Source organism: Pseudomonas subflava (genome assembly GCF_023823685.1).
Lineage (GTDB): Bacteria > Pseudomonadota > Gammaproteobacteria > Pseudomonadales > Pseudomonadaceae > Aquipseudomonas > Aquipseudomonas subflava.
On sequence record NZ_JAMXBF010000005.1, the window covers coordinates 430,649 to 445,454 of the forward strand.

The 14,806-nt window shown below is 66.7% G+C and carries 11 protein-coding genes; all 11 read right to left on the minus strand.

Going from position 1 to position 14,806, the window contains the following annotated elements:
• Positions 1–109: 109 nt before the first annotated feature.
• A complete protein-coding gene (gene acs, locus NF616_RS08685; protein ID WP_252272829.1) occupies positions 110–2,047 on the minus strand; it encodes an acetate--CoA ligase in 1,938 nt (645 codons plus the stop codon).
• Between the two features lie 149 nt (positions 2,048–2,196).
• The gene (pgi, locus tag NF616_RS08690) at positions 2,197–3,861 is read right to left on the minus strand and encodes a glucose-6-phosphate isomerase (protein ID WP_252272830.1); all 1,665 of its coding nucleotides are present in this window, start codon (positions 3,859–3,861) and stop codon (positions 2,197–2,199) included.
• A gap of 172 nt (positions 3,862–4,033) precedes the next feature.
• Positions 4,034–4,414, minus strand: a complete 381-nt coding sequence (panD, locus tag NF616_RS08695; RefSeq protein WP_021700408.1) for an aspartate 1-decarboxylase — start codon at positions 4,412–4,414, stop codon at positions 4,034–4,036.
• 80 nt (positions 4,415–4,494) lie between these two features.
• A complete protein-coding gene (gene panC, locus NF616_RS08700; RefSeq protein WP_252272831.1) occupies positions 4,495–5,343 on the minus strand; it encodes a pantoate--beta-alanine ligase in 849 nt (282 codons plus the stop codon).
• Entirely contained in the window at positions 5,340–6,140 is an 801-nt protein-coding gene (gene panB, locus NF616_RS08705; protein WP_252272832.1) for a 3-methyl-2-oxobutanoate hydroxymethyltransferase, read from the minus strand. The genes panC and panB overlap by 4 nt, the downstream gene beginning before the upstream one ends.
• Before the next feature lie 175 nt (positions 6,141–6,315).
• Entirely contained in the window at positions 6,316–6,798 is a 483-nt protein-coding gene (gene folK, locus NF616_RS08710) for a 2-amino-4-hydroxy-6-hydroxymethyldihydropteridine diphosphokinase (RefSeq protein ID WP_252272833.1), read from the minus strand.
• Positions 6,799–8,217, minus strand: coding sequence for a polynucleotide adenylyltransferase PcnB (locus tag NF616_RS08715; RefSeq protein WP_252272834.1), 1,419 nt, complete (start codon positions 8,215–8,217; stop codon positions 6,799–6,801).
• A gap of 670 nt (positions 8,218–8,887) precedes the next feature.
• On the minus strand, positions 8,888–10,300 hold the full coding sequence (locus tag NF616_RS08720; protein ID WP_252272835.1) for a sigma-54-dependent transcriptional regulator: 1,413 nt from the start codon (positions 10,298–10,300) through the stop codon (positions 8,888–8,890).
• Between the two features lie 72 nt (positions 10,301–10,372).
• On the minus strand, positions 10,373–13,327 hold the full coding sequence (locus NF616_RS08725; protein WP_252272836.1) for a sensor histidine kinase: 2,955 nt from the start codon (positions 13,325–13,327) through the stop codon (positions 10,373–10,375).
• Positions 13,311–13,487 (minus strand): hypothetical protein, encoded by a 177-nt coding sequence (locus tag NF616_RS08730; RefSeq protein WP_043308774.1) that lies wholly within the window; start codon positions 13,485–13,487, stop codon positions 13,311–13,313. The genes NF616_RS08725 and NF616_RS08730 overlap by 17 nt, the downstream gene beginning before the upstream one ends.
• Before the next feature lie 354 nt (positions 13,488–13,841).
• Positions 13,842–14,729 (minus strand): tRNA glutamyl-Q(34) synthetase GluQRS, encoded by an 888-nt coding sequence (gene gluQRS, locus NF616_RS08735; protein WP_252272837.1) that lies wholly within the window; start codon positions 14,727–14,729, stop codon positions 13,842–13,844.
• Positions 14,730–14,806: the final 77 nt, after the last annotated feature.

The window sequence follows — 14,806 nt, forward strand, 5'->3', positions numbered from 1 at the left end:
GTGGATCACGCTTCACCGATCCACCGGGTGGCGGCCCACCGGGCGAAGCCGATGGTGGATGAGCAGAGCGTCATCCACCTACATCTTCGCGGGTCGCCCCGCCCTGCGGCTACTGGTTCAGGCGCTGCTCGATCAGGCTGTCCACCACCGAGGGGTCGGCCAGGGTCGAGGTGTCGCCCATGTTGTCCAGCTCGTTGCAGGCGATCTTGCGCAGGATGCGGCGCATGATCTTGCCCGAGCGGGTCTTGGGCAGGCCCGGCGCCCACTGGATCATCTCCGGCTTGGCGAAGCTGCCGATCTCCTTGCCGACCAGGGCCAGCAGCTCCTGCTTCAGCTCGTCGGAGGGCTCCAGGCCCTTCATGGTGGTGACAAAGGCGTAGATGCCCTGACCCTTGAGGTCATGCGGATAGCCGACCACGGCGGCCTCGGCCACGGCGTCGTGCAGCACCAGGGCGCTCTCCACCTCGGCGGTGCCGATGCGGTGGCCGGAGACGTTGATCACGTCGTCGACACGGCCGGTGATCCACCAGTAGCCGTCCTCGTCGCGGCGCGCGCCGTCGCCGGTGAAGTAGTAGCCGGGGTAGGGCTTGAAGTAGGTGTCGATCATCCGCTGGTGGTCGCCGTAGACGCTGCGGATCTGGCTCGGCCAACTGGCCTTGATGGCCATCACGCCGGCGCCGGGGCCCTCGATTTCCTTGCCCTGCTCGTCGAGGAGCACCGGTTGCACACCGAAGAACGGACGGGTCGCCGAGCCGGGCTTGAGCTCGGTGGCGCCGGGCAGCGGGGTGATCATGATGGCGCCGGTCTCGGTCTGCCACCAGGTGTCGACGATGGGGCAGCGCTGCTCGCCGACCACGTGGTAGTACCACTCCCAGGCCTCCGGGTTGATCGGTTCACCCACTGTGCCGAGCAGGCGCAGGCTGGAGCGGTAGGTCGCCTTCACCGGCGCCTCGCCTTCGCGCATCAGCGCGCGCAATGCCGTGGGTGCGGTGTAGAAGATATTGACCTGGTGCTTGTCGATCACCTGCCAGAAGCGCGAGGCGTCCGGGTAGTTGGGCACGCCCTCGAACATCAGGGTGACCGCGCCGTTGGCCAGCGGGCCGTAGACGATGTAGCTGTGCCCGGTGACCCAGCCAACGTCGGCGGTGCACCAGTAGATGTCGCCCTCGTGGTAGTCGAACACGTACTTGTGGCTCATGGCCGCGCCCAGCAGGTAGCCGCCGGTGGTGTGCAGCACGCCTTTGGGTTTACCGGTGCTGCCGGATGTGTAGAGGATGAACAGCGGGTCCTCGGCGTCCATCGGCTCGGCCGGGCAGTCGGCGCTGGCTTCCTTGAGAGCCTGGTGGTACCAGAGGTCACGACCTTCGACCCAGGCGATCTCGCCCTGGGTGCGCTCGACCACCAGCACGGTGCTGACGTTGGGGCAGCTCTGCAGGGCCTTGTCGACGTTGTTCTTCAGCGCGATGTACTTGCCGCCGCGCACGCCCTCGTCGGCGGTGATCACGGTGCGGCAGTCGGCATCGAGGATACGGTCGCGCAGGGCGTCCGGGGAGAAGCCGCCGAACACCACCGAGTGGATGGCGCCGATGCGCGTGCAGGCCAGCATGGCGTAGGCCGCCTCCGGCACCATGGGCATGTAGATGCACACCCGGTCGCCCTTCTTCACGCCGCGGCTCTTCAGCACGTTGGCCAGGCGGCTGACGTTGTGGTGCAGCTTGTTGTAGGTGATGTGGGCGGATTCGGCCGGGTTGTCGCCTTCCCAGATGATGGCGATCTGTTCGCCGCGCTTTTCCAGGTGGCGATCGATGCAGTTGTAGGCAACGTTGAGCTGACCGCCCTTGAACCACTGCGCCTCGCCCTTGGCCAGGTCGCTGTGGTGCAGCTGTTCCCAGGGCTTGAACCAGTGTAGGAACTGCTTGGCCTGCTCGCTCCAGAACTCTTCCGGCTGCTCGATGGACTGGCGGTAGAGGCGCTGGTAGGCCTCATCGTCGATGAGGGCGCGCTGGCGCACGCTGTCGGGCACGGGGTGGCGGTTGATCTCGAACATGGCGGGGCCTTTGTTATTGTGGGTCCGAAGTGCAGTCAGGTTGGACCAGGCCCGTAGCCGGTTCAAGCCCGCTTTTTCGAATCCGACCTTCGCCAGGCCCAGAATGCACGAACCCGGCGCGCGGCCGGGTTCGTGTTGACGCCGATGGCTCAGCCGCGGTGGCGACCGCGGAAGAAGTCGATCAGGCCCTGGGTCGAGGCGTCCTCGGCCGGCGGCTGGTCCCAGCCGGTGAGGCGTTGGTAGACGCCCTTGCCGAGTTCCTTGCCCAGCTCCACGCCCCATTGGTCGAAGGCGTTGATGCCCCAGATCACGCTCTGCACGAACACCTTGTGCTCGTACATCGCCACCAGCGCGCCGAGGCGGCGCGGGCTGATGCGCTCGAGCACCAGGGTGTTGCTCGGGCGGTTGCCCGGGATCACCTTGTGCGGCGCCAGGCGCTGCACCTCGTCCTCGGCTAGGCCCTTGGCGCGCAGCTCGGCCTCGGCCTCGCTGCGGCACTTGCCGAGCATCAGCGCCTGGCTCTGCGACAGGCAGTTGGCGTACAGCCACTGGTGGTGGTCGGCCACCGGGTTGTAGCTGACCACCGGCACGATGAAGTCCGCCGGAATCAGCGGGGTGCCCTGGTGCAGCAACTGGTGGTAGGCGTGCTGGCCATTGCAGCCGACGCCGCCCCAGATCACCGGGCCGGTCTCGGTGCTGGCCGCGGTGCCGTCCTGGCGCACGCTCTTGCCGTTGGATTCCATGTCCAGTTGCTGCAGGTGCTTGGTAATGTTCCGCAGGTAGTGATCGTACGGCAGGATGGCGTGGCTCTGTGCATCCCAGAAGTTGCCGTACCAGACGCCGAGCAGGGCCAGCAGCACCGGCATGTTCCGCTCGAACGGCGCGGTGCGGAAGTGCGTGTCCATGCTGTAGGCGCCGGACAGCAGCTCCTTGAAATTCGACATGCCCACGGCCAGGGCGATGGGCAGGCCGATGGCCGACCACAGCGAGTAGCGGCCACCGACCCAGTCCCACATCGGGAAGATGTTCTTCTCGCGGATGCCGAAGGCGATGGCGGCTTCCTTGTTGCTGGTCACCGCGATGAAGTGGCGGTACAGCTTTTCCTCGGTGCCGCCGCGGGCCAGGTACCAGGAGCGCGCGGCCTGGGCGTTCTTCAGGGTCTCGAGGGTGCCGAAGGACTTGGAAGAGACGATGAACAGGGTGGTCTCGGCATTCAGCTTGGCCGACAGCTCGTGGAACTCGCTGCCGTCGATATTCGCCAGGTAGTGGCAGCGCACGCCGTTCTGGGTGAACGGCAGCAGGGCCTCGGAGACCAGCTGCGGGCCGAGGAAGGAGCCGCCGATGCCGATGTTGACCACGTCGGTGATGGTCTTCTCGCTGTAGCCGCGCCACAGGTTGCTGTGGATGCGGCCCACCAGATCGGTCATCTGGTTGAGCACTCGGTGGACTTCCGGCATCACGTTGGCGCCGTCGACCATCACGCAGTCGCCGATCGGCCGGCGCAGGGCGGTGTGCAGGGCGGGGCGGCCCTCGGAGGCGTTGACCTGTTCGCCATCAAACAGCGCCTCGATCGCCTCCTGCAGGCCGGCTTCCTTGGCCAGGTCGACCAGCAGATCGCGGGTCTCGTCGCTGATGAGGTTCTTCGAATAGTCGAGGAATATCCCGCTGGTGCTCATGGAGAAGCGCTCGAAGCGCTGGGCGTCGGCGCAGAAGGCTTCACGCATGCTGAAGCCCTGCATGTTCTGGCGGTGCTGGAGCAGGGCCTGCCAGGTGGGCAGGGTGGTGACGTCGTGTGGGTGCTGGTAATACGCCATGGGCGGCAATTTCCTTTTATACGGCTTGTAGGCGTTTCGGCTGACCGGGAGCGGGTCGGGTGCGCGGCTGTTCCCGTCTCGGCACGCTACGGCAGATGCCGGATCGCGGATGGCGCACCAATGAAAAGCCCGGAAAGCTTCCGGGCTTGGAGTGTAGCGGCAGCCGACTCGTTCAGGCGACTTGTACCGGGATCGCGTTGCTGGTGTGGCTCAGCTCACCGTCGGCGCCCATATAGAGAACGCGCGGCTGGAAGTTGGCCAGCTCGGCCTCGCTGTAATGGGCATAGGCGCAGATGATCACGCGATGGCCAACGCCGGCCTTGTGCGCGGCGGCGCCGTTGACCGAGATGATCTTCGAGCCTTCCTCGCCGCGGATGGCGTAGGTGGTGAAGCGCTCGCCGTTGTCCACGTTGTAGATCTGGATCTGCTCGTATTCGCGGATGCCGGACAGGTCCAGCCATTCGCCGTCGATGGCACAGGAGCCCTCGTAGTCGAGCACCGCATGGGTGACGATGGCGCGGTGCAGCTTGGCCTTGAGCATGATGGCGTGCATGACTATTTCCCTCTCGGAATACGGCGGCGGCAGAGTGTGCCCGAAGCCCCGGAGGGCATCAAGGCCAGTTGTCGCGTGGGTTACAGCTCGAAAGCGAGGTTGTCGATCAGGCGCGTGTTGCCCATGAAGGCGGCGCCCAGGATCACCAGTTGACGGTCGTCGGCCTGGGCGAGACGCAGGCTGCTCGCCTCGCGGATCTCCAGGTAGTCGGGGCGGAAGCCGGCCGCCGCGAGGCTGGCCGTGCCGTTTGCCATCAGCGCGGCGAAATCGCGGTTGCCGCCACGGATCGCCTCGGCCAGCTCGTTCAGGGTGCGGTACAGGGCCGGCGCCTGGGCGCGCTGCTCGGTGCTGAGGTAGCCGTTGCGCGAGGACAGGGCCAGGCCGTCCTCGGCGCGCACGGTCGGCTCGCCGACGATCTGGATCGGCATGTTCAGGTCGCGCACCAGGGTGCGGATCACCGCCAGCTGCTGGAAGTCCTTCTCGCCGAACACGGCGAGATCCGGCTGGACCATGTTGAACAGCTTGGTCACCACGGTGGCGACGCCCTCGAAGTGGCCGGGACGGCTGGCGCCGCACAGGCCCTCGGAGACGCCGGGCACGCCGACGCGGGTCTGGCCGGCCTGGCCGTGGGGGTACATCTCATCGACATCCGGGTGGAACAGCAGGTGGCAACCGGCGGCGACCAGCTTGTCCTGGTCCGCGGCCAGGGTACGCGGGTACTTGGCCAGGTCTTCGTTGGGGCCGAACTGCAGCGGATTGACGAAGATGCTGGCGACCACGAAGTCGGCGCGCTGACCGGCCTTCTCCACCAGGGCGACGTGGCCCTCGTGCAGGTTGCCCATGGTCGGCACGAAGGCGATACGCTTGCCCTCGCCACGCGCGCGCGCCACGGCGGCGCGCAGTTCCCGGACGGTCTTGACGCTGTTCATGCGGAGAATCCGTGTTCCTCGGCGGGGAAGCTGACGTCCTTCACCGCGCGTACATAAGCGGCGAAGGCGGCCTGGACGCTCGGCTGGCCTTCCATGAAGTTCTTCACGAACTTCGGTGCTCGGCCAGTCAGCGACAGGCCGAGCATGTCGTGCATCACCAGTACCTGGCCGTCGGTGGCCGAGCCTGCGCCGATACCGATCACCGGAATCTTCACCGACTGGGTGATCTCGGCGGCCAGCTCGCTGGGGACGCATTCGAGCAACAGCATGGCGGCGCCGGCCTGCTCCAGGGCCATGGCGTCGGCGCGCAGCTGGCGCGCGGCGGCGTCGCCGCGGCCCTGCACCTTGTAACCGCCGAACACGTTGACCGCCTGCGGCGTCAGGCCCAGGTGGGCGCAGACCGGCACGCCGCGCTCGGCCAGTTGGCGGATCGGCTCGGCCAGCCAGGTCGCGCCCTCCAGCTTGATCATGTGGGCGCCGGCCCGCATCAGCGCGGCGCTGCTGGCGAAGGTCTGTTCGAGGGTGGGGTAAGCCATGAACGGCAGGTCGGCGAGGATCAGCGCGCCCTGGTTGCCGCGCTTCACGGCGGCGGTGTGATAGGCCATGTCGGCCAGCGACACCGGCAGGGTGCTGTCGTGGCCCTGCAGGACCATGCCCAGGGAGTCTCCCACCAGCAGCACTTCCACACCGGCCTGGCAGGCTGCCTGGGCGAAGGTGGCGTCGTAGGCGGTCAGCATGGCGATCTTCTCGCCCTTCTGCTTCAGGCCCAGCAGGGTGCTTACGGTTACATCAGGCATGGGAGAGTCCTCATCAGCGGGCCGGATGGCGGCGCTTGTGGCGCCTGCTCTCGGCCTCTTGGGCGGGGCTGTCTGCACCGCCTCGGGGCAACGGGACGCCTATAGTCCCGATGGGGGGGCGTGAAGTCAATCACGGGTGTTACCGCTCTGTTACGACGTTACCCGTTGCGCCTGGCTAGAGGCGTTCCAGGCCCTCAAAGGGGCAGGCGGCGAGCAGGGTTTGCAGACTCCGGCCATCGGGCAGTTCCAGGTCGGCAGGGGCGATTTCGGCCAGCGGGTAGAGCACGAATGCGCGGGCGTGCAGGTGATAGTGCGGCACGCTCAGACGTTCCTCGGCGAGCAGGCGTTCGCCGAACAGCAGGATGTCCAGATCCAATGTGCGTGGGCCCCAGCGCTCGGCCTTGCGTACGCGGCCCTGTTCCTGCTCGATGCGCTGCAGGGCATCGAGCAGTTGCAGCGGCTCCAGCCCCGTGTCCAATGCCGCCACGGCGTTGACGTAGCGCGGCTGGTCCGGCGGGCCGAGCGGGTCGCTGGCATAGAAAGAGGAGGTGGCGGCCAGGCGGCTGTCGGGCAGCTCGGCGAGGGCGGCGAGGGCGGCCTCGAGCTGCTGGCGCGGCTCGGCCAGGTTGCTGCCGAGGCCGATGTAGACCCGCTCCACTTATTCGCCGGCCGGTGCGTCGCTGCGCGGACCGCGACGGCGATTACGCCCACCGCGGCGGCGCTTGCGTGCTACCGGTGCGCCTTCGCCACCGCCGTCGTCCGGGCGGCTGCTGAGGTCGCGGATCATGGCGCGGCGCTCGCTGTCGCTGGCGTCCTGGTAGTCGGTCCACCAGTCGCCGAGGCCGTCGGTCTGCTCGCCGGCCTCTTCACGCAGCAGGAGGAAGTCGTAGCCGGCGCGGAAGCGCGGGTTCTCCAGCAGCAGGTCGGCGCGCTTGCCGTGGCGGCGCGGCAGGCGTTCCTGCATGTCCCAGATCTCGCGGATCGGAATGGTGAATCGCTTGGGCACGGCGATGCGGCGGCACTGCTCGAGGATCAGCTCGTGGGCGGCTTCCTGCATGGCCGGGATCGGCGGCATGCCGCGGTCCTGCAGCTGCAGCGCGCGCGCCGGCAATGCAGGCCAGAGCAGGGCGGCGAAGAGGAAGGCGGGCGTGACCGGCTTGCCCAGGGCGATGCGCTCGTCGGTATTGGCCAGGGCCTGGCGGATCAGGTCGCCGGCATATTCGGGGTTGCGCTCCAGCGCCTTGGCGCTGGCGGGGAACAGCGGGGCGAACAGGTCGTACTCGACCAGCAGCTCGAAGGTGCGTTCGGCGCGGCCTGCGAGGAACAGCTTGAGCACCTCGTCGAACAGGCGCGCGGCCGGGATGTCGCGCAGCATCGGCGCGAGACGGCGGATCGGTGCGGCGCTGTGTTTCTCGATCTCGAAGCCGAGCTTGGCGGCGAAGCGCACGGCGCGCAGCATGCGCACCGGGTCTTCCAGGTAGCGCTGCTCGGGGTCGCCGATCAAGCGGATCAGGCGATTGCGGATGTCGTGGACGCCATGGGCGTAGTCCAGCACCCGCTCGCCGGTGACGTCGAAGTACAGGGCATTGATGGTGAAGTCGCGGCGCTGGGCGTCGCTTTCCTGGTCGCCGTAGACGTTGTCGCGCAGGATGCGCCCGCTCTCGTGGCGGGCGGCCAGGTGGCTGTCTTCCTCGTCGTCGCCCTGCGGGTGATTGCTGCGGAAGGTGGCGACCTCGATGATCTCGCGACCGAAATGCACGTGGGCCAGCTTGAAGCGACGGCCGATCACGCGGGCATTGCGGAACTCGGCGCGGACCTGCTCGGGCGTGGCGCTGGTGGCCACGTCGAAGTCCTTGGGCTGCATGCCGATCAGCAGGTCGCGTACACAGCCGCCCACCAGATAGGCCTGATAGCCGGCATTCTGCAGACGCTCGACCACATTGACCGCGTTACGGCTGAACTGGCCGCGCTGCAGTGAGTGCTGGCGAGGGCCGAGAATTTCCGGCGTGCTGCGAGGGCGGGGCTGGCGCTTGAGCGAGAGCGGCGAACGAAGGGACTTGAACAGCTTTTTCAGCATGGGAGGCACTGTTTGCAGGAATAAGCGGCCGGAAATGCCGGTAACCGCACGACTGGCGCGGATTCTAGCATCGGGAAGAGGAATGAGGGTAAAGGCAGGCTGGGGATGGCGAGGGGACTGAAGCTACTGGGGGAGCCGAAGCTCCCCCCCAAAATGGTGCGTGCTTTGTTTTTATTGTTATGTCGGGCCTGTTGTTTTTGTTGTAGGCCCGTTTTAGGTATCCCAATTCGGGTACCAGGAGCAAACGGATTGCTTTGGATGCTGATGCTGCCGTGATCCTTCCTTGATCCAACCAGTGCAGGCGCTGCTTTAGTGCAGTTTTTGTTGTTCTCGGCCTGGTCGTGGGGCGAACCCCAAAGGCAAATCCTCTCCAAAAGAATCAGTTAGCTGCGCCTCCGCGTTGTTGTTTTTGTTGTGCTGGAGCCGATTCGTATTGTTTTTGTTATGAGTTTTTCAAGCGTTGTTATTGTTGTTGTGCCAGACATAAAGCAGATGCCGTGCCAGTTTTTGTGATCCCTTATTTTTCAATGACTTAGCATTTACGCGCCGGAATCGCGGGCAGAAAAAAGCCGGGTTCTCGTTACCGATGAACCCGGCTTTTGTTACGCGATGTTTGATTGGGGTAACAGCCTGGAACCAGGGGGGCGCCGACTTGTCACCGCGCTTCGCCTCAGGAACCCGCGGCCGCGCCCTTGCGCCGAGGAATGCCCAGACGCTGACGACGTTCCCACAGGCACTTGCGGCTGATGCCGAGCTTGCGCGCCAGCTCGGTCTCGGTCATGTGGTCCTGATGCTCGAGCACGAAATGCTGGAAATAATCCTCCAGCGACAGGTCCTCGGTCGGCTCGTGATTGTTGACGGCGCCCTGGGCGGGCTGCTCGGCGAATTCGTCGTCGCTCAGGTCGTCCAGCTCGATGTCGATGCCCAGCAGCTCGGCGGAAATCTCGTTGCCCTCGCACAGAATCACCGCGCGCTCGATGGCGTTCTCCAGTTCGCGCACGTTACCCGGCCAGGGGTAGTGGCGGATGGCCTGTTCGGCATCGTGGGCGAAGCGCAGATGGTCGCGGCCCATGCGTTGGCACTGGCGGGCGAGGAAGGCCTGGGCGATCTCCACCACGTCGGCGCCGCGTTCGCGCAGCGGCGGCAGCTTGAGCGCGATGACGTGCAGGCGATAGTAGAGGTCTTCGCGGAACTGGCCGGTCTTGGCCAGCGTCTTGAGGTCGCGATGGGTCGCGGCGATCAGGCGCACATCGACCTTCTGCGACTGCACCGAGCCAACCCGGCGGATCTCGCCTTCCTGCAGCACGCGCAGCAGACGGGCCTGTGCCTCCAGGGGCAGTTCGCCGATCTCGTCGAGGAAAAGGGTGCCGCCGTCGGCCGCTTCCACCAGGCCGGCGCGGCCGGCGCTGGCGCCAGTGAAGGCGCCTTTCTCGTGGCCGAACAGCTCGGATTCGATCAGGGTCTCGGGAATCGCCGCGCAGTTCACCGAGATCAATGGCGCCTTGGCGCGCTTGGAAAGGTTGTGCAGGGCGCGGGCCACCAGTTCCTTGCCGGTACCGGACTCGCCCTGGATCAGCACGTTGGAGTCGGTGGGGGCGACCTTGCGGATCTTGCTGTAGAGGTCCTGCATGGGAGCGCAGGAGCCAATGATGCCGATCTCGCCCTCGGCCGGGGCGCCCGCTTTGCCGGCGGCCTTGCTCGGCGCCTCGCTCGGTGGGTTGCGGCGGGCCTCTTGATGATCGCGCAGGATGCGCGCCACGGCCTGGAGCATTTCGTCGTGGTCAAAGGGCTTGGCGATGTAGTCCACCGCGCCCATCTTCATCGAATCCACCGCCGAGCGCAGGCTGGCGTAGCTGGTCATGATCAGCACTGGGCTGCCTTCGGCCAGTTTGATCAGCTCGGTGCCGGGCGCGCCGGGCAGGCGCAGGTCGCTGACGACAAGATCGAAGGAGGAGATGCTGTAGCGCTCCTGGGCCTCCTGCACCGAGCCGGCCTCGCTGACCTGGTACTGGTTGCGTTCCAGCAGGCGGCGCAGGGCGGAGCGGATGATGGTTTCGTCTTCGACGATGAGGATATGCGGCATTGATTCTCTCTCGACGGTCTCCGAATGCCGTCCGGGGCTGGGCGCTCGCGCGGACGGATTCCAGGTCACTACTCAGGTCGCTACGGACGTCGCTTCGACATAACGCGGCAGGGTAACGCGGAATCGGGTTCCGCGCTGGCGTTCCGGATCGGCCGGGCTGTCGATGATGATCTGTCCATAATGCTCTTCCACGATGGAATAGACCAGCGCGAGGCCCAAACCGGTGCCCTTGCCCGGGTCCTTGGTGGTGAAGAAGGGCTCGAACAGGCGGTCCATGATCGCCTGCGGGATGCCCGTGCCCTCGTCTTCGACGATCAGCTCGACGCTGTGCTCCGCGGTTTCGCTGCGCACGCGGATGGCGCCGCCGGCCGGCGAGGCGTCGCGAGCATTGGACAGCAGGTTGATCAGCACCTGGGCCAGGCGCTGCGGGTCGCCCTTGGCCAGGTGTTCCGGGTCGCACAGGTTGAAGAACTGCACCTCGGTGCTGTTGCGGTTGAGCGACAGCAGGCCGATGGCATCCTGCGCCACCTCGGCCAGGCTCACCGGGTACTCGGCGCGCTCCTGCTGGCCGGCATGGGCGAAGTTCATCAGCGACTGGACGATGCGCGAGATGCGCTTGGTCTGATCGAGGATCTGGGTGCTCAGCTCGCCCAGCTCCTCGTCGTCCTCGCGCTCCTCGCGCAGGTTCTGCGCCAGGCAGGCGATGCCGGTGACCGGATTGCCGATCTCGTGGGCCACGCCGGCGGCCAGCCGGCCGATCGAGGCCAGGCGCTCGGAGTGCACCAGCTGGTCCTCCAGCACGCGGGTCTCGGTGACGTCCTCGACCAGCAGCACCAGGCCGCTGTTGCCGGGGGCCAGCGGCTCGTCGATCGCCGCCTTGTGCAGGTTGAGCCAGCGCACCTCGCCGTCCAGCGCCAGGTGCTGTTTGTGCAGATGCTCCTCGTCCTGCTCGATGAAGTCCCGCAGCAGATCGTGCCAGGGTTCCACCAGGCTCAGCAGACGCGAGCCGACCACCTGCTGCGCGCTGATGCCGGTGAGCTCCTCCATGGCCCGGTTCCACATCAGCACTTCCTGGTCCTTGGCCAGGGAGCACACGCCCATCGGCAGTTCCTGCAGGGTCTGGCGATGGAAGCGGCGCAGGGCGTCCAGCTCGGCGGCCAGGCCGGTGAGGCGCGACTGATAATCCTCCAGGCGGCTCTCGATGAAGTGGATGTCTTCGCTGACATAGGCCTCGCTGCCGGACTTGTAGGGCAGGAAGGTCTCCACCATGTCCTGGGCCACACTGGGGCCCATGAGTCCGGACAGGTTGGCCTCGATACGGTCGCGCAGGCGGCGCAGGGCATAAGGCCGGCGTTCGTCGAAGGGCAGGTGCAGGTCGCGCAGGGCGCGCTCCACTTCCTTCTGCGCGGTGACGGCGCCGAGCGGCTTGGCCAGCTCGGCGGCGAATTCCTGCGGCGAGCCGGCGACCAGCTCGCGGCGCTGCGGGCGACGCACGTTGTCCACGGTGCAGGCCTCGGCGGCGCTCTTTTCCTCGTCGCTGGCCTCGGTGAACAGCGAAACCAGGGTGAACACCAGTACGTTGGCGGCCAGCGAGCCGACCGCGGCGAAGTGCCAGCTGTTTTCGTCCAGCACGTAGAGGATGTCCAGCATCGGCAGGTAGATGCCCTGCAGGTTGGTCACCAGCGGCACCAGCATGCTCAGCGCCCAGACCAGGATGCCGGCGAGCAGGCCGGCGATGAAGCCGCGATGGTTGGCCGTGGGCCAGTACAGCACCGACAGCGCGCCGGGCAGGAACTGCAGGGTGGCGACGAACGCGACGATGCCGAGGTTGGCCAGGTCCTGCTCGGCGCCGAGCAGCAGATAGAAGCCGTAGGCGGCGGCGATGATGGCCAGGATCAGGCCGCGGCGGGTCCACTTCAGCCAGCGGTAGATGTTGCCCTCTGCCGGCGGCTGGTAGAGCGGCAGCACCAGGTGGTTCAGCGCCATGCCCGACAGCGCCAGGGTGCTGACGATGATCAGTCCGCTGGAGGCGGACAGGCCGCCGACATAGGCCAGCAGCGCCAGCGTGCGATCACCCAGGGCCAAGCCGAGGCCCAAGGTGAAGTATTCCGGGTTGGTGGTGGTGCCGATCTTCAGGCTGGCCCAGAGGATCAGCGGCACCGACAGGCTCATCAGCAGCAGGAGCAGCGGCAGGCCCCAGCTGGCGGTGACGATGGCGCGCGGGTTGAGGTTCTCGGTGAAGGTCATGTGGTACATGTGCGGCATGACGATGGCCGAGGCGAAGAACACCAGCAGCAGGGTGCGCCACGGGCCTTCCTGCAGCGGAGTGTGCAGCGCGGCCAGCGCGTGCTGGTTCTGCAGCAGCCACAGCTCCAGCTCCTTGGGGCCGCCGAACACCTGGTACAGCGCGTACAGGCCGATGCCGCCGAGGGCCAGCAGCTTGACGATCGACTCGAAGGCGATGGCGAACACCAGGCCCTCGTGCTTCTCGCGGGTGGCGATATGGCGCGCGCCGAAGAGGATGGTGAACAGGGTGATCAGCGCGCAGAAGCCCAAGGCGAAGCGGTCCTGCAGCGGCTCGCGGGTGAGGATGCCGATGGAATCCGCCACGGCCTGGATCTGCAGGGCCAGCAGCGGTAGCAGGCCGACCAGCATGAACAGCGTCGTGAGCACGCCGGCCCAGGTGCTGCGGAAGCGGAAGGCGAACAGGTCGGCCAGAGACGACAGCTGGTAGGTGCGGGTGATGCGCAGGATCGGATAGAGCAGCACCGGCGCCAGCAGGAAGGCGCCGGTCACACCCAGGTAGCTGGCGAGGAAGCCGAAGCCGTACTGATAGGCCAGGCCGACCGTGCCGTAGAAGGCCCAGGCGCTGGCGTATACGCCGAGCGACAGGGTGTAGACCAGCGGGTGGCGTATCAGCCAGCGCGGGATCAGGCCCTTTTCGCTGATCCAGGCGACGCCGAACAGTAACAGCAGATAGGCGGCGCTGATCAGGATCAGCTGGCTGAGTTCAAAGCTCGTCGGCATCGCGCTGGCTCTGCAGGATCAAGGTGACGACGATGAGGATCAGCCACAGCAGGTAGGGCCTGTACCAGGCGCCGTCGGGGTCGATCCACCAGTCCATGATGGCGGGGGAGAACAGGTAGATGCCCACCACCAGGATCAGTACCAGTCGGTAGATGTACATGGGGTTTCTCGTCGAGGAATGCGGCGATGGTAAAGGAAGCCGCCAGGCTCCGGCCACAGCGATGCGCCGCTGGCCCGATCAGGTGGGCGTACCCGCGGCGCGGTGGGCGGCAGGGAGGCGATGGATATGCGGGCGGGACGGCGGCCTGTTCGCTGTGTTTCTGAGTCCAGCTACGGAAAGTCGCGACGACCAAGCTCCATGTCGATCGCGAATAAGGGGCGGCGCAGGGCGTCCTCGCACAACTGTACGCCACCGGGATGGCGGGGCTTCGGCTGCGGGTGAATGGTGGACTGTTCGCTGCGCTCCTGAGTCCACCCTGCGGAAGCCGCGTAGGGCGCGACTGGCGCGGTGGCGTTAGCGCAGCTGGGCTTCGGCCAGGGTGCGGCTGCGCGGGATGCGCGTGGCGTCCCAGTGGGCGATGCCCCAGTCGAGCACCTGGCGCGCCGTGGTCTCGGCCAGTTCGGCGGGCGGCTGCTGGCCGAGGGCGCGCAGGGCGCGGGTCAGCAGAGGCGGTGCCTGATCGGCCGGCAGCGGTGGCGAGCGGTAGCTCTTGCCAAGCTTGTGGCCGTCCGGCTGGATGATCAGCGGCACGTGCAGATAGCGCGGCTGCGGCAGGCCGAGCAGTTCCTGCAGATAGAGCTGGCGAGGGGTGGAGTCGAGCAGGTCGGCGCCACGCACCACATCGGTCACCCCCTGCCAGGCGTCGTCCAGCACCACGGCCAGTTGATAGGCGAACAGCCCGTCGCGGCGGCGGATGACGAAGTCGCCGACCTCGTGGCCCAGGTGCTGGCGGAATTCGCCCTGCACCCGGTCGACGAAGCGGTATTCCAGCGCCGGAACGCGCAGGCGTATGGCCGCGTCGGTGTCGGCGTGGCCGGCGTTGCGGCAGTTGCCCGGGTAGATGCCGCCGCTGCCTTCCAGCTGTTTGCGCGAGCAGGTGCAGGCATAGGCCAGGCCCTGGTTCAGCAGCCGCTCGATCAGCGCCGCGTATTCCGCATGCCGCTCACTCTGTCGCACCAGCTCGCCGTCCCATTCGAAGCCGTAGGTCTCCAGGCTGCGCAGGATGGCGTCCTGGGCGCCGGGCATCTCGCGGGGCGGGTCGAGGTCTTCCATGCGCAGCAGCCAGCGGCCGCCGGCATTGCGGGCGTCTAGGTAGGAGGCGAGGCAGGCCACCAGCGAGCCGAAGTGCAGATAGCCACTGGGGGTGGGGGCGAAGCGCCCGACGTAGGGGGAGTCGTTCATTGCAGCGAGGCTATCGACTGGGGCGGCTGGATGCCAGCCCGCTGATCAGCGGCCATAAATGAAACGGGGCGCCTTGG